Source organism: Cytobacillus massiliigabonensis (assembly GCF_900199725.1).
GTDB classification, from domain to species: Bacteria; Bacillota; Bacilli; order Bacillales; family Cytobacillaceae; genus Cytobacillus; species Cytobacillus massiliigabonensis.
The window spans coordinates 800688-821559 of sequence record NZ_LT904903.1; the positions used below are offsets into that span (position 1 = coordinate 800688).

Sequence of the window (20872 nt, forward strand, 5' to 3'; positions counted from 1 at the left end):
GTAGCTTATCTTTATTATAATAGATAGGCAATAAAAACGGGAATAATTAATTAAAAATTCAGTTTATTGAATCCGAGTATAGAAGGAATTCGATCATTCATATGGTAAAATTAATTTGGGACATATCTAAAAATTAATTTAGGACGAGGAGTGATTGGATGAAGGCATTAATACATGGAGGAAAAGCTGGATTTAGCGGGTTATCGTATGGAGAAATAGCTGAAAGGAAACCTGGAGCGGGTGAAGTAAGCGTTCGGCTGAAAACTGCTGGTCTTAATCATCGTGATCTTTTTGTTTTGAATCGTCATTTGCCATCTGATCCCCCTCTTATTATTGGGTCAGATGGTGCCGGAATCATTGATGCTGTAGGTGAAGGAGTCCATACGGTTCAAGTCGGGGATGAAGTTATGATTAATCCCGGACTTGGGTGGCAAGAAAAAAGCGACGCACCGCCAGCAGGCTTTGAAATTGTTGGACTTCCGGATCATGGCACATTTGCTGAGAAGATTATCATACCTGCAGAAAATACCGTTTTAAAGCCAGCCTATTTATCCTGGGAAGAAGCAGGTGTCCTTTCTTTAGCTGGACTTACTGCGTACCGTGCTTTATTTACGAGAGGAAAAGTAGCTCCTGGAATGAAGGTGTTTATACCAGGGATTGGCAGCGGAGTCGCCACTTTTTTATTACAATTCGCAAAAGCTGCTGGTGCAGAGGTATACGTAAGCTCACGTTCAAAGAAAAAGTGTGATCGTGCATTAGAACTCGGTGCACATAAGGCAATTGAAAGCAATGGGGATTGGGGTAAGGCGCTAGAAGGTGTGAAGATGGATCTGGTTATTGAATCTGTTGGGGCTGCAACATTTAATAAGTCACTAGAACAGCTTCGCAGCGGGGGAACAATCGTTATATTTGGTGCTTCTGCTGGAGACGAAGTAACTTTTAATCTTCGCACATTTTTTTATGCGCAGCAAAATCTTCTAGGATCCACCATGGGAAGTGCTGAAGAATATAAAGAAATGCTCCAGTTTATGGAGAGTCATCAGTTGAAGCCAGTTATCGACAAAGTTTTTGGATTAAGCGAATATGAACAGGCATTTCAAAGATTAGAGGATGCGGAGCAAATGGGGAAAATAGGATTCTTTATTCGTCCTGAAACGCTTTAAGTTCAATTTAATAAGAATTAGAATATAATAGAAGAGACAATATATAAAGTAAAAGGCAGGAAATCAAAATGATTGTGAAAACAGAAGAAGATTTAAACGGCTTAAAAGAAATTGGCAAAATTGTAGCACTCATTAGGGATGAATTAATTGCAATGACGAAGCCAGGCATAACAACGAAGGAATTAGATGATTATGCTGGGGAGCTTTTTGAAAAGCATGGCGCTTTATCAGGTCCGAAGGGAGAATATGATTTCCCAGGATTTACATGTATAAGTGTGAATGAAGAGGTTGCACACGGAATACCAGGAAAACGTGTCATTCAGGAAGGCGATCTCGTAAATATAGATGTATCTGGATCAAAGAATGGCTATTTTGCTGATACAGGTTTATCCATTGTAGTTGGAGGCGATCAGCGTTTAGAGAAGCTTTGTGAGACAGCACAGCTGGCGTTTGAAGAAGGACTGAAAAAAATAAAAGCCGGTGCAAAGCTTAGCATGATTGGTAAAGTAGTGAATAGAACAGCCAATCAGCATGGCTATACGGTTATTAAAAACTTAACAGGTCATGGAATTGGACGTTCCTTGCATGAAAAGCCTGATCATATTTTAAATTATTTTGAGCCATGGGATTCACAATTATTAAAAGATGGAATGGTGCTTGCGTTTGAACCGTTCGTTTCAACGGGAGCAGAAGAAGTCATTGAGCTTGATGATGGCTGGACATTTGTAACAAGAGACAAGAGTTATGTTGCACAATGTGAGCATACGTTAATTGTTACGAAAGGTGAACCAATTATTCTGACTCGTTAATTACAACAATAAATTAAGGCCCTCCGAAAAATGGAGGGCCTTTTCATTTATTTATTTATTATATTTAAAAATTTTACACAGACAGGTTCAGGAACAGAAATATCTGATTGCAGTAATGTTAGCTTTCCTGTTATTTTATCACGTGAAAACAAAACGAGATTATGGGAATTTTGATTGGAGGCCACTATGAAATTTTCTGTAGGGTCCAGTGCAAAGTCTCTTGGCCAATTCCCTTCAGTTGATGCATGCTCAATGAACTCCAGTTCACCTGATTCTGGAATCACTCCAAATACCGCTATGCTATTGTGCCCGCGATTTCCAGCGTAAATATATCGGCCATCAGAAGAGATATGAATAGCACTGCCTTGATTATTCTCCTGAAAATCCCCAGGAATGGTGGAAATGGTCTGAACATGGGTTAGGGTGGCTGTATTGGATTCATACGTAAATACGATTACCTCTGAGCTGAATTCAGTCATGATATAGACGTAGTTTCCGTTCGGATGGAATACAAGATGCCTTGGTCCGCTGCCAGGTTTAACTGAAACACTATTTTTCTCTTTTAATATTCCTTCATTAATATCATATATAATCATTTGATCTAATCCAAGGTCAACGGTGATAATATACTTCTCATCAGGAGTTGGAGCCGCGTAATGAGTATGTGGAATTTTATCCCCCCCTTGACTTTGGTGTTTGATAACTGAACTTGGAGGTAATATTGAACCATCCTTGTTGTCGACTAAAAAGGATTCAACCGTTCCTTTATGATAATTTGCACTAAAGATAGCAGAAGTTTTGAGATCTATGCTTACATGACAAGGGGGCGCTCCATCTGCCATTTGTTTGTTCAGCATTTTCAGGTCGCCATCTAGGATTTTAAACGATGCGACACCGCCAGCTTCTCCTTCTTTTACAACAGAATACACAAATTGATTATCACTGCTAATGGCCAAATAAGTTGGATTATCTAATTTAGCAGCAAGCTTGATATCCGTAATTTTTCCTGTTTCAGTATTCAATGAAAATACATATATCCCCTCACTTTCACTTTTTGTGTATGTACCGATATATCCAATCAACTTAGTGCTTTCCATATTGAACCCTCCTTAAAAAATTCTATTATTTCTTAAATGTATCATAGATAAACGGTGAATAAAAAATGGCAAGTAATAAAAAAGGAAATTCGTCTGCTTAAAGAGAATTACCACCATAGATTATGGAGAGGGTGGGTAGATGCTTGTACCGAACGAGATTCTAAAGACGTGGATGAAATTTCACGATTTTCCAATGGAGACTTTACTTTTTAAGTACAAGTGAAGGATTATTTAAAGAAGATCGGTTGCTCACAATTGAAGAGTGGGTGGAAAGAATTCATTTAAAAACAGGGTATGATAGAAAGTTCTTGTTTGAGGCATTGGCATTTTATCGGATGAGTGATCATTTCCTTCTAACCTGATAGACCAGATTTTTCTTAGGAGAATATCGGAGGGGTTTTATGAATTTATTAGAGCAGCTTCAAAATAGGATTCCATTCCTTCAAACCTCAACAATGATTGAACAAATTAATAAAGGTTTCTCGAATGATAAGAAGTATGTTGTTAAACTGGCGGATGGTAAAAAGTATCTGTTACGGACAGCAGCAATTGATCAGTATGACAGGAAGAAATCAGAGTTTGATCTAATAACTGATTTACAAAATTATCGTATCCAGGCACCGTTTCCGATTGAAGTTGGCAAAATAGCAGAATTAAATCTTTCCTATTATCTGCTCACATATATTGAGGGGGAAGATGCACGTGATTTACTGCCATTCTATAGTACTAAAGATCAATATGAAATTGGTTTATCTGCTGGCTTTGATTTAGCAAAAATACATGCTGTTCAAGCTCCGGCAAAGGTCGACAGATGGTACAGCAGAATAATAAAAAAACATCAGGATTATATTGAAGCCTATCGTATATGTGGAGTGAAAATTCGAGGCGATCATGAAGTTATCGAATTTATCGATAAAAATGAGCAGTTTTTAATAAATCGTCCAAATCGGTTTCAGCATGATGATTTTCATGTAGGCAATATTATAGTGAAAGATAGGCAATATGCTGGAATCATTGACTTTAACCGATATGATTGGGGAGACCCGTACCATGATTTTCTGAAAGTTGGCTTGTTCAGCCGTGAAGTGAGCATTCCATTTTCCATTGGACAGATAAATGGCTATTTTAATAAAGAGATCCCTGAGGATTTTTGGATGCTTTATTCAATCTACTTAGGCATGAGTATCTTTTCCGCCATTGTCTGGACGATAAAAGTTGCACCTCATAATTTAAATGAAATGATTGAGCGGAGTTATCTAATTCTAGAAGATCATAAAAACTTTGAATTAATAAAGCCTGTTTGGTTTAAGTAAAATCAACACAGGCTTTCCGCTGCTCAATTTAGCAGCGGTTACCTAACTAATTCGTATGCACTTTTATTTCAACAGCATACAAGCTATTGGGTAAATATAGGATTTCCAGCGGCTTGTCTTTAAAATGTGCATCATAGTCATTCCGGCTAATTTGGAGATGATGAACAAATAAAGTTTTATCTTTAAAGACTAATTCAAATAACCATTCTGGCCCAGAATCAGGGTTATCATATTCAACTTTTACCGGCACACCAACCTTTGTTTCATATTGTTTATTTTCATAAGCCATCCGATCTTTATAAAGTAGATGCGATGCATGATAAAAATCTGTTCCTACACTAATGAATATGATGATTGCAAAAATTGATGCAATTCTTCCAAGAATGTTCTTTGTTCCTATAAGGAATAAGCAGAAGGTAAAGGTGAAACAGAGCATGAAGGTTAGCCCACAGTAATTACCTAACATTTCTGACAGAATAAATTGCTTCTTTACGATTGCAGAAATTATCCACAATAAAAATGAAAGAATTAAAAAAAGGAGACTTAATCCCATACATATAATAAATGGATACGCTTTATAATTGGGCATGTCCAATTGCTTCATAATCGCAAATTTTCTCTTGACCATTCTTTTTCCTCCTATAAATGCTATTCCTTTATATGTACGTATAAAAACAACCTTAGTTTTCAAAATTCATAAGGAAAAATAAAATTGAAAACGATAAAAGCTGCCCTATTGGACAGCTTTTTATATGTTTAGGCTGAGCCTCTCAACAATTTCGGATGTCTGTACAGGGCTGCTAAAAGTATCACTCCGCTTAGAATCAGAAGAATGCTTGTCGAAATAAATACAGCTGTAAAGCCGAAGTATCCAGAAAGAAGTCCCCCCATAACTGGTCCGATGATATTTCCAAGGAAACGCAAACTTGTATTGTAGCCAAGCACTTCTCCTTGCATAGCGATAGGAGCCTCCTGCCGAATATAGGCGATACGGACGGGAATAATTCCTCCAATCGTCACACCAAGGGCAAATCGGACTATTACTAGCTGCCATAAATCCGTTACAAATCCACCTGGGAAGTAGAAGATTCCAGCCATGAATAACAAAATAATGAGGATCTTAACATAGCCATACTGGTCGGCAATTTTCCCCCATCGCCTCGCCATTAATAAATTTCCAAGTCCTGCAGCAGAGAAAGCAATTCCAGCGAAGAAAGCAAGATTTTCAGGCCCATGCAATTCACTGACGTATAAGGATAAAATCGGCTGTATGCTAAAATGGGCCATCTGGATAAGGGATGATATAAGCAGAACAGTTAGGAGAACGGGGTGGCGGATAATGTGAAGGATGACTTCTTTACTTGTATAACTTGTTTTTGTGCCTTCCTTATATGCTATTTTATTTTCAATTGTAAAAAAGACAAGAATGGCAGAGATAAATATAGAAATGGAAGTCCATTTAAACGTGTCTGCATAGCCAAATGTATCGGCAAGAAGTCCCCCAAGCAATGGTCCCATCAAAGAGCCAGTTATACTCCCTGTTTGAAGAGTACCCATAACCTTTCCAGCAATCTCCTTTGGCGTTTGTGTAGAGATAAACGCTTGGGACATGCCAACAAAGCCAGTAAAAACCCCCATTAATAGCCTGAGCATAAAAAGCTGCCAGACAGATGTAACAGATCCCATTAAAAAAATGGATAGTCCCATACCCATTCCAGAGGCAATGAGAATTTTCTTTCGGCCGAATAAATCGCCGATTCTCCCCCATATCGGTGAAAAAATAAATGCGGTCACAAATGTAATTGCAAAAGTCCAGCCTGACCAATGCTGTACATACGATGCAGAAAAATTTCCGAATGTTTCAATGTAGAGTGAGATAAATGGCAAAACCATCGTCATGCTGCCAGCAATAAAGAAATTGGCGAACCACATGATGACTAAGTTCCGACTTGAATTTTGTTTCATCAGTATTCCACACTTCTTTCTTATTGACTATTTCGTTTCCCTAAATAGTATAACGGATTTTTAGAAGAAATTGAAGAGATTCACACAAATGATTAGAAGATACTAAATTAAAATAATTTTACAAAAATAAATATTGTCTTAACACAGTTTGGTAATTATAATATTCTTATATAACAGTTCAGCTGTTCTTTTAGATTTATACAAGCAGTTAAAAATAATGATTGTATTATTTAAATGCCTGTTTTATAATTCTTAATAGGTAAAAGATTCAGAATATACAAATAGAGGGGGATTTTTTTGGAGGCTTTTGTTAATAGCTTAAATGGCATTCTATGGAGTACACCAGTTATTTACATTTGTCTAGCTGTAGGATTATTATTTTCCATCTTAACTCGTTTCCTGCAGGTTAGACATATTAAAGACATGATTATGCTAATGTTTCAAGGGAAAAGTTCTGAAGCGGGCGTTTCATCTTTCCAGGCCTTATCTATTGCTCTTTCCGGCCGCGTAGGAACTGGTAACATTGCTGGTACTGCAACTGCTATTGCAATGGGAGGCCCTGGAGCTGTCTTCTGGATGTGGGCGATGGCTTTCATTGGTGCAGCAACAGCTTATGTAGAATCAACATTAGCTCAAATCTACAAAGTGAAAATAGATGGTCAATATCGCGGGGGTCCTGCCTTTTACATTGAAAAAGGGATGGGAGTTAAATGGTTTGCGGTCCTTTTCGCTATTACAGCTGTACTTGCCTTAGCCATATTGATGCCGGGTATTCAATCTAACTCGATTGCTTTAGGGATGGAAAATGCATTTAAAATTCCTACATGGGCAACAGGATTAGTTATTGTCGCGTTATTAGGCTTAATTATTTTCGGTGGGGTTAGACGTATTGCTAACGTAGCCCAATTAGTTGTTCCATTTATGGCTCTTGGTTATATTCTGGTAGCACTTATTATCATGGTCATGAATATTGGTGAAGTAGGAAGTGTTTTTGCTTTAATTTTCAAGAGTGCCTTTGGTGCTGAAGAGATGTTTGGCGGCCTTGTTGGTAGTGCTATTGCATGGGGCGTTAAACGTGGAATTTACTCCAATGAAGCTGGGCAGGGTACAGGTCCACATGCCGCAGCTGCTGCAGAGGTGTCTCACCCTGCTAAACAAGGTTTAGTGCAAGCTTTCTCTGTTTATGTCGATACATTATTAGTTTGTTCCGCAACTGCATTTATGATTTTATTTACAGGAATGTATAATACGGTCGGTCCGGATGGGGAAACGATGGTTGTTAACAATCTACCTGGTGTTGAGGCTGGTCCTGGCTATACGCAGGCAGCAGTTGAAACCGCTTTCCCTGGCTTTGGAGCAGGATTCGTAGCAATTTCATTATTCTTCTTTGCTTTTACAACATTGATGGCATATTATTATATGTCCGAAACAAATGTTGCTTATCTCTTTAAAAATAGTAAGTGGCCAATGTTTATTCTGAAATTTGTCATCCTTATTTCAGCCTTCTATGGTGCTGTAAAAACGGCAGGTCTTGCTTGGGCTCTTGGTGATGTCGGATTAGGTTTAATGGTATGGCTGAATGTCATCGCCATACTCATACTTATGAAGCCTGCAATAATTGCTCTGAAGGACTATGAGAAACAAAAGAAACAAGGTCTTGACCCTGTATTTAATTCAACTAAACTAGGTATTAAAAATGCGGATTATTGGGCAGATGGATATAAAGAGGAAAAAGAAAAAGTTTCATAATAGAAGGAAGAGGTGCTCGGCATGGCTGAGCACCTCTTTTAATGGGAAAATAACAATGCAATGAGGGTCTCCGCAGCTGATTTTTGACTAATTGTAAAAAAATATGTGTTATTTTCATCATCATAAACCAAAATAAAAGGTTCTTCGTCTTCAGGGTAAAAAATAATCAATTCATCCACTAATGTATTTATCCATTGATTACTCACATGTATAGCTGGTTCTAATGGAACTTTCACCAGCAATCCTTGTTCCGGAATTGGATTAAACTTCTTATATATATCATTAATTCCTTGAAGTATTAATTCCGATTCCTTTCGGATTAAGGGGCTGTTTGTTATTGTTTTTATTACCATTTCCTGATTAATATCATAAATTTCAATGGATCGGTTTATTTTAGCAGGAGTGTGTGAAGTGTTAATTAAAAATGCGATTAAAGCGGTGAGAACAATCTTATTAATCAAAATACCACCTCATTCATAATATGACCAAAATGAATCTTATTATGAGAAGGGATTGGAGGAATAAGCTACTAGACATCCTTCCATTCATAAGATAGTATCAATAACGAAACTCGTTTTTGAGAATACTAATCATTATACATAGATGAATGATTCAATAATTTAAAAGAAATAAAGGAGATACTGATGACACATTCATTAATAAGCCAACTGCAGCCATTTATTCAAGTGGTTTGGGAAAAGTCGGAGTTTACACAGCCTACTACTATTCAGACAAAGGCGATTCCAGCCGCAATAGAAGGAAAGGATCTTATTGCAGAATCGCCAACTGGTACAGGGAAGACTCTTGCTTATTTGCTTCCTTTACTAGAAAAGATAGATGCTGAAAAAAGAGCCGTTCAAGCTGTTATCATTGCGCCATCACAGGAGCTTGTGATGCAAATTTTGCAGGAGATTCAGAAATGGGGAGAGGGCAGCGGGATCAGGGCTGCTTCCTTTATAGGCGGAGCAAACGTAAAGAGACAGCTGGAGAAACTAAAAAAACATCCCCATATTGCATTAGGTACTCCTGGCAGGATGTTTGAGCTAATTAAGCAAAAGAAGCTTAAAATGCATGAGGTAAAAACGATCATCCTTGATGAAGGGGATCAGCTGCTTGTACCAGAGCATATAGATACTATTAGAAACATTGTTAAATCAACCTTAAGTGAGCGCCAAGTTGTTCTCTTCTCGGCCACACTTCCAAAGGAAACGGAAAACCTTGCTAAGGAATTGACGAACAATCCTGAAGTGATTCGAGTTGAAAAGGATGAGACAATTGATGCGGCTGCAGTTGACCATATCTACTTTGTTGTTGAGCAAAGAGATAAAATTAAGATGCTTGAGAAAATTTCCAGACTTCCAGAAATAAAAGCGCTTGTTTTTGTTAAAGATATCGGAAATCTAACAGTCATGTCTGAAAAGCTTACCTATAACAATATTCCATCTAGTTCTTTACATAGTGACTTAAATAAAATTGAGCGCCAAAATTCCTTAAAGGATTTCCGTACGGGTAAAACGAATATGCTGCTTGCAACAGATGTAGCCGCACGTGGATTAGATATCCAAGGTGTAACACATGTTGTCCATGTTGATTTCCCGCGAGATCTAAAGCAATATGTTCACCGTTCCGGAAGAACTGGCAGATTTGGTGCAAAAGGAACTGTCATTTCTCTTGTTACTGAAAGGGAAGAAAGAGATCTGAAAAAATTTACAAATGAGATCGGAATTCAAGCAGCAAAAAAAGTTATGCGTGGCGGAAAAATTGTTGATCCAGGGCACAAATAATTGCTAATACACGATGAATAAGGAGCCATTTTGCCGCTCATACTACCTTTGAACATGTGAAAAAAAGGAGAGGTACAATGGGAAGACAAAAACAAGGCAACGCTAACGCAGAGCGCAATAAAAATGTGAAAAAAGGCAATCGAACAAGCTCAGAATTAGTAGAGTTTACAACCGGCAGCGATGATAAACAAAAAAATCGCCGTCAAGAATAGTATGAAACAAATAGAAAAATCCTCTATTTTTAATTAAGAGGATTTTTCTATTTATACGGCGATGACCAAGCCGCTTCCGCTTTTCTTATTCTAAATCAATCTTTTTTAGTGGTTTTTTTGCAGGTCCGTTGAACACTTCGCCGTCATATGAGAAGCGTGAACCGTGGCAAGGGCAGTCCCATGTTCTCTCTCCGGCATTCCATTCGGTTTCACAGCCCATATGTGTGCATGTGGTATCAATCAAATGAAGCTTGCCTTCCTTGTCTTTATAAGCGCCTGCCCGTTTTCCATTTATCATGACAACTGAGCCTTCATCGTTTTCTAAATCACTTGGTTCTTTTGATACAGTTTCAAGCTTGCCTTTTATTAAATGCTTGGCAACGTCAGTGTTTATGGAAATAACTTCCTTTAAACTAGGGTCCGTCTGAAATCTAGCTGGATCAAATAACTCTTTGTAGGGGTTTTCGGCTCCGATAATCAGATCTCTCAATAGTAAAGCGGCGGTAGTTCCATTCGTCATTCCCCATTTTCTGTATCCAGTTGCAACGTAGATGCCAGATTTTTGTTTCGTAATGGGACCAATATATGGAAGCTTATCTAAGGTAATCAAATCCTGCGTAGACCAGCGGTATGGAATATCAGTTATGCCAAGCGTTTCTTTGGCAAAAGCTTCGAGTGCCTCATAATGCTTCATCATGTCAATCCCTTGCCCGGTTTTATGGCTTTCTCCGCCGACAAGAATTAGCTTTTCATCATTGTATGGTGTATATCGTAAGGAACGAGTTGGACTATCTGCACTAATATACATGCCGCCGGGAAATTCTTCTTTGACCTTAACGCCAAGAACATATGAGCGCTCTTGATACATACGAGCAAAATAAAATCCCATCATATCAACAAAGGGAAAATGAGAGGCAGCAATAATGTTTTTACATTTTACTCGGTGTCCATCCCGAGTAATGACAACGGGGTGATCTCCTTCGCCAATATCTGTTGCTGTAGTGCCCTCGTATATGATTCCTCCTGCTTTTACGAAATCCTGTACTAAACGCTCCAAATATTTTAGCGGATGAAATTGAGCTTGATCCCTCATACTTAATGTGGTCTTTGTTTTAATATTAAAAGGAATGCCTTCCACTAAACCGCCATTAATGCCAATGGTTTCATATGCTTCTAATTCTTTTTCTATTTTTTGTGCGTACTCATCAGTTGTAGCATAAATAAATGCATCTTCTTGGCTGAAATCACATTCAATTTGTTTTTCTTTCACCGTATTTCGAATGAATTCTAAAGACTCATTAGCAGAGTTATAGTATAAAGAGGCCTTTTCAAGCCCGAAATGATTGATTAATTCATCATATATCAAGCCATGCTGTGCCGTAATTTTTGCTGTTGTATGTCCTGTTGTTCCGCTAAGTATACTTCCAGCTTCTAAAATAGCAACCTTGAATCCCTCTTTAATTAGTAGATACCCTGCAGTAATTCCAGTAATCCCCCCACCGACAATTACAATGTCTACAGATGTATGCTCAGAAAGCTTCTCAAATGAAGGCAGATTTATTTCTCTCCAATAAGACTCAGGGTATTGAGGCATTTCGTGAATAGATGTCATATTTTTTCCTCCTAAATAAAAGGCCTTTTCTACTCAATTTTCCCTATTAAAAGCTTTTGTATACAGATGCAATGGGGAGAAGGAAATCTTGTTGATTATTTCCTTTTCCCTCTGTATTTCTAGATAGGGAACCTTTTTGGTACTTGGAACTGGACGTGGTTCGTAATCAATCTCGTCCGATGAAAAAATTTGAATAATCATTTGTCCTCCTAGAACTTTGGAGCGGATGAGAACAGGCAAGCTATATTCATTCATGAAACTAAAATCAGGACCATACCAGCTGACAGTTGCATCTCTTCCTGGAGGGACATAAGGGACTTTTTTTGAATGCGAGTAGCGTTCAACCATTTTTAACCCTGCTCGATCAGCTGCATTGAAAAGTGTAGAAGACACTTGGCATATTCCTCCCCCGATGTCCTCTGCTAATTCCCCTCTAACGATTACAGGTGCCCGCATATAACCTCGTTCCTTCGTTCTTTTTCCAACCACTTGGTTGAAAGAAAACTTTTCACCCGGAAAGATCACATAATTATTAATTGCTTCTGACGCAAGAGTAATATTATGGCTGCGTGCTGTATTATTGCGGTTGAAATAAGTTACATATTGGCCAATTTGCTTTACATATATACGCAATAATAGGTCGCGGTCAATTCTTGGATAAATAGGAAGCATCGGAACCTGAACTCTTGAAGCATTCGTTTTATAAAAATAAGAATAGAACAAGTCATTAAATGCCTTACGATATAATTTTCTACCCGGTTCTCCCTCAATTACACTTCCAAAATTATTTATATAAGCATTTACTGGCGGTTTGTACGTTTGTTCATCCAACTTCTCGATAAACGCATTGTATTTTGTAAGATCAATTATTGGGATACCAGGAAAAGACATAGTGTAATCATTCCGATGTATGGTTGTAATCATTTCGCCCTGATTTTCAATTATTAAACTTTCAGTAGGATTGATAGGCTGAATGATTAGCAATAACCCGAAAAACCAAGCTGAATTCATCTGTTCTTACACCTCCAAAGTTAGTATGGATTGGGTACGCAATTTTCATGTGATGGAATGGTTTAATGATCAAACTTCTATGAAAAAATCAGTCTTACGTGTGATACGTCTCAGGCCCTAGATGAAAATAAAGCTCAGGCTCGTTATAAGAAAATTGGAATCAAGGTAAGATGAAATCAAGAAAGGAGGAAACGAAGATGAAAAAATTTGGATTACTAATGGCAGGAGGAATTGCTGCAATCGTGCTGTTGTCAAATTTAGGTCCGATGATTGGGCTAGCGATTAGCGTAGCAATCCTATACCTTGTGTTTAAACAGTTTATTAAAGAAAAGTCAACTTTAGGTAAGATTGGCTGGGGAATCATCGGACTTATTGCACTGATGGCTTCCGCTTCAAATATCCCAGCAATCTTAGGGATCGCAGCTGCATACGTACTTTACCTTGTATATAAAAAATGGAATACCTCTAAATCAGTCGTAATGGAAGAGAAGGATCCATTTGTCAACTTTGAAAAGCAATGGGCAGATATGAACAAATACTAATCCACTTATTAAGGAGAGAAAAAGCATGGCAAACTTATTTACACGCATTAAAAATACAGTATTAGCAGATATCAATGAGGTATTAGATCAAAAGGAGAAGAAAAATCCTATAACGTTATTAAACCAATACTTACGTGAATGTGAAGCAGAGACTGAAAAGGTACGAAAGTTGGTAGAGCGCCAATATCAGCTTAAAGAGGAATTTACTCGTGAGTACAACCATGCGCAAGAAGTGGCGAGCAAGCGTAAGCGTCAAGCTGAAATTGCTACGAAGGCAGGAGAAACAGAAATTTATGTTTTTGCTGCTAATGAGCAAGCACAATATGAGGAACGAGCTACTCGTTTAAAAGCAACATTAGATCATACGGTACAGCAGCTTTCTGAGCTTGAAAGAAAATATGAAGAAATGAAACATAAACTGAAGGATATGCATATCCGCCGGATGGAATTAATGGGCCGGGAAAATGTAACACGAGCGAACAATAGAATGAATAAGGTACTTGATAATCAGGCATATTCAAATGAATCGTACTCTCGTTTTCAGGAAATTGAGTCATATCTTGACCGTCTTGAGCACCAAGTAAACAGTTCATATTATCGAAATACAATCGATGCCCGCATCGCTCAACTAGAAAAAGAGATGAAAAAGGAAGAAACTCATTCTATTTCATAAGGAAAACGTGTTATTCTAAAAAGGCGTAGGACAGCTGCGCCTTTTTGGCATAAAGTAAAGGTCTCGCAGAAGGGAGGAAGTCCGATGTTAAACAAAGTAAAAAGTGAATATGCTAGTTGGATTATATTGCTAGGGATCATCGTTCTGCTGTTAGAATTTTTCTTTTTTAACCGGGGCTTGATTTTCTCTCTTCTCGTGTCGATCGGTATGATTTACATAGGGAGAAAACGGGTGACGAAAACATCTGGGAAGCTCCTGTTTTGGTTCGGACTCATTTTTTTAATTATTAATATTTTTAACATGATGACTTTTAAGTTTTTTCTGCTGGCAATATTATTGCATTTCTTCATTCAATTTGTACAATCAAAGCGGAGTCCAGCCCATTTAAAGCCTATAATCAAGGAGTCTCGTCCATCTATTGAAAAAGAAACCGTGATTAAAAAGGAATCACTATTTTCCAATCAATTATTTGGACAGCAAAAAACACCTGAGCAGGGATATGAGTGGAGCGATATAAATATTCAAGCTGGAATTGGTGATACAATTATCGACTTTAGCTATACCGTACTGCCTAAAGGTGAAACAGTCATTTTTATCCGGAACTTTGTTGGCAATATTCATATTCTCGTTCCATATGATGTGGAAGTGAGTGTTAACCATTCTGTTATTGCGGGAGCAACAGAAATTTTTGACTTCCAAGAATCAAAAATATTCAATCAATCCCTTCATATCCAAACACCTGGATTTAATCAGGCTGAACAGAGAATCAAAATCTTCACCTCATTGCTTGTTGGTGATTTAGAGGTGAAGCGTGTATGAGTACAGTACAGCGGCAAATGTTTTGGGGAGCAGGACTTTCTATTTTGATTTGTGTGTTGTTTACCGTTTTCTTTTTTATTCGGTTTCCACTTGCAGACTGGCGGTCATTATGGGAAACGGATGTAATGGATATTCCTTTTATCATTTTTATTCCAAGTTTAAGCATCGTCATTGGTATTCTCTTCGGGTTAACATCAGGTATGCACTGGAAAAAACAAATCCAATCAATCGATAGCTGGCTTCATCAGATTGAGGAAGGAAGACAGCTTGAACTTAGTGAAATAAACGCAGGGTCTGAAATTCAATCAATTGCAACAAGGGTAGAGAAAATTCAAAAACAAATAGCAGAGCAAGCAAAGCTTTCACAGAAACTGGCAACTGAAAAGGCGGAGGATATTGAGAGCCGAATGCAGGAAATCATTTCTCAAGAAAGAAATCGCTTAGCTCGAGAGCTCCATGATTCTGTCAGCCAACAGCTTTTTGCCGCATCCATGATGATGTCTGCAATCAACGAAGCTAAGACAAGGACGGATGACAGGGAAACGAAGCAGCTGAAAATGGTTGAGGAAATGATTCATCAATCCCAGCTGGAAATGAGAGCACTCCTTCTTCATTTAAGACCAGTTGCGTTAAAAGGAAAGACGCTGCAGGAAGGAATTGAAGAGCTATTAATTGAATTATCACAAAAAGTAACAATGGAAATAAAATGGAAGGTTGAAGATTTTCCATTAGATAAAGGAATAGAAGATCATTTATTTCGAATCCTGCAAGAATCAGTATCAAATACACTTCGGCATGCTAAATCAACGACACTTGAAGTGCTTCTCATTCAGAGAGACGAGTTTGTGATTTTGCGAGTGGTCGATGATGGCATAGGCTTTGACGTTGAGGAAGCAAAAGCAGGTTCATATGGAATGCAAAACATGTATGAACGCGCTGTTGAAGTTGGCGGTACACTGAAGATTATTAGTTTGAAAAATAACGGAACACGACTTGAAGTGAAGGTACCAATCATATAAAGTGTCTAATTGTGACAATAATTAGGAGAGGGTGAGGCTAATTGATTAAAGTATTGTTTGTTGATGATCATGAAATGGTGAGGATTGGAGTTTCTTCTTATTTATCCGCTCAGCCGGATATAGAAGTCATTGGAGAGGCTGATAATGGGAGAACGGCTATTGAATTGGCCCTTGAATTACGTCCAGACATTATCCTTATGGATTTAGTTATGAAAGAAATGGATGGGATTGAATCAACAAGAAATATTATTGAGCAGTGGCCGGAAGCGAAAATTATTATTGTTACAAGCTTTTTAGATGATGAAAAGGTTTATCCTGCACTTGAAGCAGGAGCAACAAGCTATATGCTAAAAACATCAAAAGCAAGTGAAATTGCAGATGCCGTCCGCTCAACTTTTCATGGCCAATCTGTACTTGAGCCAGAGGTAACGGGAAAAATGATGGTGAAAATGAGGCAGAAAACACAGCAGCTTCCTCATGAAGAGCTGACAAGCAGGGAAATGGAAATCCTTTTGTTAATGACAGAAGGCAAAACAAACCAAGAAATAGCTGATGAGCTTTTTATTGCGTTAAAAACAGTGAAAACACATGTTAGTAACATACTTAGCAAACTGCAGGTACAGGACCGTACCCAGGCTGTTATATACGCATTTAAACATTCACTGGCTGAATAAGGAAAAGTATATAATTGAAGGTGAAAAGGGCTAATTAAATTGATAGCTCTTTTTTATTTGGAGAATACTAAATAAGGGCATTTATTTATAGAGCATAATTTAGCTAAATAGTATGAGGCAGGTGATGATATGTCATTTATTAGCTTTTTGAAAAAGGGGAATAAGTCTTCAGGGATTGCCGCTCTTGGCAATACAGTACTTGCTATCGTTAAAGGAGTGGCGGCAGTTATTAGCGGAAGCGGAGCAATGCTTGCTACGACCCTTCACTCTTTAGCAGATGCATTGAATCAGGGATTTGTTTTTTTGGGAAGTGCTTTGGCTGAAAAGGCACCAACAAAGAAATTTCCAACAGGCTTTGGGAGGGTCATTAATCTTTTTGTTTTGATTGCGGTGATTGTTATTTCGATTATGGCTTATGAAACCATACATAAAGGCTGGGAATTAATTCAGCATCCGAAGGAATCCACTGATATTTGGCTTAATGTTGCTGTTATGTTATTTGCTGTGTTCATTGATGGTTTCATTCTATTTAAGGCAATGAAAGAAATTGCTCATGAATCAAGAAGCACTTCAAAAGGGTTTGGGGTTGTTGCTGTAGCAATAAAGAATGTCCGTCTAGCTTCTCCACCGACCCGATTGGTGTTTTATGAAGATATTATTGCTACATTTGGAGCTTTGTTAGCCCTTATATCAATTGTTATCGCTCATTTTACGGGCTTGTATATTCTTGATGGAATTGGAACGCTATTGATTGGTCTGCTTTTAGTAGGGATAGCCATAAAGATTGGCTATGAAAACACATTAGGCTTAATTGGAGTAGCCGCACCAAAAGAAGTAGAAGATCGTGTAGCAGCGCTCATTTTATCTGATGACCATGTTGTTGATATTCAAAATTTAAGAATTCTTCAGGAAGGCCGAAAGTATCATGTAGAAAGCTATATTGAATTAACTGAAGGGTTATCGCTTGCTGATGCAGATGATATAAAGTTTAGAGTAAGGGATAAATTGCTGGAAGATCCTGATATAGGTGATGTCACCTTGGGTATATTAGAAACGGATCAAATTCAGACTTGGAAATAAAAATGTCCACGGACCGTGCAAGACACGGTTTGTGGACATTTTTGTGAGCTTTGTTCGTGTTGGGTAATTTTTATACTTATGGTGAAGAAATAGTCTGGACAAAAATCCCATCACCCTCCAGCCATTCAGCTAGGAACACGTCTTTGTAATTGGCTATTTTGAATGGGGAGAGCTGCTGATTTAACCAGGTTTCATCAAAACCAAGATTGTTTATTTCATCCCATAAAACGGTCCCATCACGAATAAGTGTAACTGGCACATGAACAGCACTCCCCGGGAGATTAAAATCCTCCTGCGTTGTTTTTTGGTAGCGTGACTTTTTAAGAATACTGATGGAACCATTTCCTTCTAAGTAGCAATAGGCAACTTCGCGAATAGAAAAGGTTTCGCTCTGGCGAAGGAGACTTTGCAGCTGATTTAGATTTAACCTTCCTTTCTTTAATGCATCTTTATCTACTACTCCGTTTTTTATAAGAGCGATAGGCTTTCCTTGGGAGATTCCTCTGAAAAATAAAAACTTCCGATCAAGATATTCAACAGTAAATAATAAAATTCCCCACAGTCCCATGGAGTAGATAATGTAGAAAACGCCTACCTTGTCTTCATACATCGCATTTCCGAGCATCTCACTTAAAACAATGGATGCAATAAATGTAAACGGAGAGATTTGATTAATAATTTTCCTTCCTACAAACTTAATAATGATAAACAAAAAAAAGAAGCCTACGAATAAATCAATTGTTAAGTGAACGATACTCAATGTTAAATCCCCAATCGAAAAATGATAATAATAAACTCCGTATTTCTCCTATTTTTTAGTATTTAACCTGCCTGTTGAAAATATGAATAGATTTGACCAAAATTTATTGTCCTGATAATTGGAAATTTGTTGATTTTGAATTGCAGAAATATTAAAATATACATAACTAATTTGAAATGGAGGTGGAGAAGGGATGACTCAAGCTGTTTTTGCACGTGAAGAAATGAAACATTTATATCTTTGCCGTGCAATTTTTCATGATGCTGCTTTTAACGGGATACGTGTGCCTTTTTTTAGCAATTGCATAATGAAAACCAAACAGTGAGAACATCACTTTACCCACTTATGTTGTACATGAGGAAGAACAAACTTCTTTATGACAATCTTATAATAAGGAATGGTAAAAGGAGGGCTTCTTTATGCTCTCCTTTTACCATTCCACTGGGCCATAGGATGATGCATTCCTATGGTCTTTTTTTGTCAGAAAATAAATAGTCGGTCTGATTAATTGAGCAAGCCTATATGTACGAAGTAATAACTATGCCAGCGAAATAAGGCAGACCGACATTTATATTTAGAGCAGATACACTTGAATGTTTTTGTGAATTTTTTAAATATGTAAATTAACGGAGGTATAAATAATGATTGCATGCAGTGGACAACAGCTTGGAAAAATGTACGGCGGAAATTCTGTGTTTGAGAATCTTTCATTTGAAATACATGAAAAGGATATCGTTGGTTTGGTTGGCAGAAATGGCAGCGGGAAAACAACTCTGTTTAAGCTATTAGCAGGAATGGAGGTACCTGATTCAGGCCAGGTTCATTGGCAAAAGGGGTGTGAAATTGGGTTTTTAGAACAAATTCCAAGTTATCCTAATGGGATGAAGACGATAGATGTATTGAAAATAGCCTTTACACATTTAGTGGAAATGGAAGCAGATATGAAAAAGTTAGAGAAGGAAATGGGGGAGGAAACCAATTCTGAAAAGTTAAGTAGACTAATCCATAAATATGGGGAGCTTCAGGAGCAGTTTACTCTTCAAAATGGATATGAAATGGATGCTTTTATCGACCGAATCAGCAATGGGCTAAATATTGCCGAGCTATTAAATAAGGATTTTAACTCTTTAAGCGGCGGGGAGAAAACAAAAATTTGTCTTGGCCATATGCTGCTTAAAAGTCCAAATCTTCTATTGCTGGATGAGCCTACCAATCATCTTGATATAAAGGCTGTTGAATGGCTGGCAGGATTTTTGAAAGAATATGACGGAACGGTTGTCATCATCTCTCATGATCGGTATTTTTTAGACGAGACAGCAAATAAAATTCTTGATCTGGAGGATGGTGAATTAACACTCTATCATGCCAACTACTCAGGATTTGTAAAAGAGAAGGAGGAGAGGCTGTTAAGGGAGTTTCAGCAGTATGAGGAACAGCAGAAAAAAATAAAAAAAATGAAAGAAACAATTAAACGGTTAAAAGAGTGGGCCAATCAGGCTAATCCCCCAAACGCAGGACTTCATCGCCGGGCACGGAGTATGGAGAAGGCGCTTGAACGAATGGAGAAGCTAAACCGTCCCAACATAAACCGGAAGAAGATGAATATGGATTTAGATTCATCTGACCGAAGCGGGAAAGATGTTGTCTATATGAAGGGAGTTTCCAAATCTTTTGGGAACCGGAACTTATTTAATAGAGTAAATATACATGTTCAATTTCAAGACAGAATTGCCATTATTGGCGATAATGGGACGGGAAAATCAACATTGATAAAAATGATTCTTGATGAGATTGAGGCTGATATTGGAGAAGTGCGTCGAGGAAGCAATGTGAAGGTGGGCTATCTATCCCAGCATGTTTTTGCTGGAGCAAGGGATCAATCCGTTATCGAGATGTTCCGTGAGGAGGTATCAGTTACCGAAGGGGAAGCTCGTCATATTCTTGCGCGTTTCTTATTCTACGGGTACGCAGTTTTTAGAAAGGTTTCACAATTAAGCGGCGGAGAAAAAATGAGGCTCCGCTTGGCACAGCTTATGTATCAGGATATTAACTTTCTTATATTGGATGAGCCAACGAATCATTTAGATATTGAATCTAGAGAGGTTTTAGAGGAAGCACTTGAGGATTATCAAGGAACCATTTTGGCAGTATCTCATGACCGGTTCTTTATCAACAAAATTTTTCAGAAGATTTATTGGATTGATGATAAACAAGTTCACTTCTTTGCAGGAGACTACAACTGGGCTAAGAAAAAGTTAGATGAACAAAGAAAAGCAATTGTTCCAGAAAGTCCAATGAGAAAAGAGAGTGTGCTTAAAGAACCGACAACAAAGCAAAGAAGCAATGAACAGAACATGATGGAATTGGAAAGTTTAATAGAGGAATTAGAAGCAGCCCTTTTGCTAGTAGAGATAGAAATGGAATGTGAAGAAGTTTTAGAAAATCTGCAAAAATTATATAAGAAAAAAGAGGATTTGGAAAAAAGAAGGGAAGTATTGTATCAGCAATTAGAGAAATGGCTGTAATTATATTTTTTTGAAAAATCCCACAATGTTTATGATAGAATTTTAGATAATTGTACATTATGGAG

Annotated in this window: 21 protein-coding genes; 14 read left to right on the plus strand and 7 right to left on the minus strand. The window is 37.8% G+C overall.

All coding sequences use genetic code 11. The features are described from left to right. Positions 1-158: 158 nt before the first annotated feature. Both C1726_RS09945 and map read left to right on the plus strand, forming a co-directional pair. Entirely contained in the window at positions 159-1163 is a 1005-nt protein-coding gene (locus C1726_RS09945) for a zinc-binding dehydrogenase (protein WP_102272990.1), read from the plus strand. 68 nt (positions 1164-1231) lie between these two features. Further along, positions 1232-1972, plus strand: a complete 741-nt coding sequence (map, locus tag C1726_RS09950; RefSeq protein WP_102272991.1) for a type I methionyl aminopeptidase — start codon at positions 1232-1234, stop codon at positions 1970-1972. Positions 1973-2019: 47 nt separating this feature from the next. Here map and C1726_RS09955 read toward each other — a convergent pair whose 3' ends face one another. After that, the gene (locus tag C1726_RS09955) at positions 2020-3069 is read right to left on the minus strand and encodes a lactonase family protein (protein ID WP_102272992.1); all 1050 of its coding nucleotides are present in this window, start codon (positions 3067-3069) and stop codon (positions 2020-2022) included. A 401-nt stretch (positions 3070-3470) separates the two neighbouring features. Between C1726_RS09955 and C1726_RS09960 the strand changes: the two genes are divergently transcribed. Continuing rightward, positions 3471-4382 carry an aminoglycoside phosphotransferase family protein gene (locus C1726_RS09960; protein ID WP_102272993.1) on the plus strand — a complete coding sequence of 304 codons (912 nt, stop codon included), beginning with the start codon at positions 3471-3473 and terminating at the stop codon, positions 4380-4382. 46 nt (positions 4383-4428) lie between these two features. On the opposite strand, the gene C1726_RS09965 is transcribed toward C1726_RS09960, so the two are convergent. Continuing rightward, on the minus strand, positions 4429-5010 hold the full coding sequence (locus C1726_RS09965) for a hypothetical protein (RefSeq protein WP_102272994.1): 582 nt from the start codon (positions 5008-5010) through the stop codon (positions 4429-4431). Between the two features lie 128 nt (positions 5011-5138). Further along, positions 5139-6347 (minus strand): MFS transporter, encoded by a 1209-nt coding sequence (locus C1726_RS09970; protein WP_102272995.1) that lies wholly within the window; start codon positions 6345-6347, stop codon positions 5139-5141. 297 nt (positions 6348-6644) lie between these two features. On the opposite strand from C1726_RS09970, the gene C1726_RS09975 reads away from it, so the two are divergent. Beyond that, positions 6645-8096: an alanine/glycine:cation symporter family protein gene (locus tag C1726_RS09975; protein WP_102272996.1), complete on the plus strand. Its 1452-nt coding sequence runs from the start codon at positions 6645-6647 to the stop codon at positions 8094-8096. Positions 8097-8134: 38 nt separating this feature from the next. On the opposite strand, the gene C1726_RS09980 is transcribed toward C1726_RS09975, so the two are convergent. Beyond that, positions 8135-8557 carry a hypothetical protein gene (locus C1726_RS09980; protein ID WP_102272997.1) on the minus strand — a complete coding sequence of 141 codons (423 nt, stop codon included), beginning with the start codon at positions 8555-8557 and terminating at the stop codon, positions 8135-8137. A gap of 183 nt (positions 8558-8740) precedes the next feature. On the opposite strand from C1726_RS09980, the gene C1726_RS09985 reads away from it, so the two are divergent. After that, positions 8741-9880 carry a DEAD/DEAH box helicase gene (locus C1726_RS09985; protein WP_102272998.1) on the plus strand — a complete coding sequence of 380 codons (1140 nt, stop codon included), beginning with the start codon at positions 8741-8743 and terminating at the stop codon, positions 9878-9880. Positions 9881-9957: 77 nt separating this feature from the next. Further along, on the plus strand, positions 9958-10092 hold the full coding sequence (locus C1726_RS26750) for a hypothetical protein (RefSeq protein ID WP_268877012.1): 135 nt from the start codon (positions 9958-9960) through the stop codon (positions 10090-10092). Between the two features lie 85 nt (positions 10093-10177). Here the strand turns inward: C1726_RS26750 and C1726_RS09990 are convergent, their stop codons facing one another. Both C1726_RS09990 and C1726_RS09995 read right to left on the minus strand, forming a co-directional pair. Beyond that, the gene (locus C1726_RS09990; protein ID WP_102272999.1) at positions 10178-11704 is read right to left on the minus strand and encodes an FAD-dependent oxidoreductase; all 1527 of its coding nucleotides are present in this window, start codon (positions 11702-11704) and stop codon (positions 10178-10180) included. A 33-nt stretch (positions 11705-11737) separates the two neighbouring features. Further along, positions 11738-12715 (minus strand): VanW family protein, encoded by a 978-nt coding sequence (locus C1726_RS09995; protein WP_102273000.1) that lies wholly within the window; start codon positions 12713-12715, stop codon positions 11738-11740. Between the two features lie 197 nt (positions 12716-12912). Between C1726_RS09995 and C1726_RS10000 the strand changes: the two genes are divergently transcribed. From C1726_RS10000 to C1726_RS10025, 6 genes are all read left to right on the plus strand, one after another. Then, positions 12913-13257, plus strand: coding sequence for a lmo0954 family membrane protein (locus C1726_RS10000; protein ID WP_102273001.1), 345 nt, complete (start codon positions 12913-12915; stop codon positions 13255-13257). A gap of 25 nt (positions 13258-13282) precedes the next feature. Then, complete coding sequence (locus tag C1726_RS10005; protein WP_102273002.1) at positions 13283-13930, plus strand: PspA/IM30 family protein; 648 nt, start codon at positions 13283-13285, stop codon at positions 13928-13930. 84 nt (positions 13931-14014) lie between these two features. After that, complete coding sequence (liaF, locus tag C1726_RS10010; protein ID WP_102273003.1) at positions 14015-14749, plus strand: cell wall-active antibiotics response protein LiaF; 735 nt, start codon at positions 14015-14017, stop codon at positions 14747-14749. Beyond that, entirely contained in the window at positions 14746-15768 is a 1023-nt protein-coding gene (locus C1726_RS10015) for a sensor histidine kinase (RefSeq protein ID WP_102273004.1), read from the plus strand. The genes liaF and C1726_RS10015 overlap by 4 nt, the downstream gene beginning before the upstream one ends. Positions 15769-15809: 41 nt before the next feature. Then, positions 15810-16442 (plus strand): response regulator transcription factor, encoded by a 633-nt coding sequence (locus C1726_RS10020; RefSeq protein WP_102273005.1) that lies wholly within the window; start codon positions 15810-15812, stop codon positions 16440-16442. 129 nt (positions 16443-16571) lie between these two features. Continuing rightward, the gene (locus C1726_RS10025; RefSeq protein WP_102273006.1) at positions 16572-17522 is read left to right on the plus strand and encodes a cation diffusion facilitator family transporter; all 951 of its coding nucleotides are present in this window, start codon (positions 16572-16574) and stop codon (positions 17520-17522) included. A 76-nt stretch (positions 17523-17598) separates the two neighbouring features. Here C1726_RS10025 and C1726_RS10030 read toward each other — a convergent pair whose 3' ends face one another. Continuing rightward, on the minus strand, positions 17599-18282 hold the full coding sequence (locus C1726_RS10030; protein WP_102273007.1) for a DUF421 domain-containing protein: 684 nt from the start codon (positions 18280-18282) through the stop codon (positions 17599-17601). Between the two features lie 193 nt (positions 18283-18475). On the opposite strand from C1726_RS10030, the gene C1726_RS26755 reads away from it, so the two are divergent. Next, positions 18476-18607 (plus strand): RAxF-45 family protein, encoded by a 132-nt coding sequence (locus tag C1726_RS26755; protein WP_268877013.1) that lies wholly within the window; start codon positions 18476-18478, stop codon positions 18605-18607. Positions 18608-18923: 316 nt separating this feature from the next. Then, positions 18924-20807: a ribosomal protection-like ABC-F family protein gene (abc-f, locus tag C1726_RS10035; RefSeq protein ID WP_102273008.1), complete on the plus strand. Its 1884-nt coding sequence runs from the start codon at positions 18924-18926 to the stop codon at positions 20805-20807. The last annotated feature ends 65 nt before the right edge of the window (positions 20808-20872 follow it).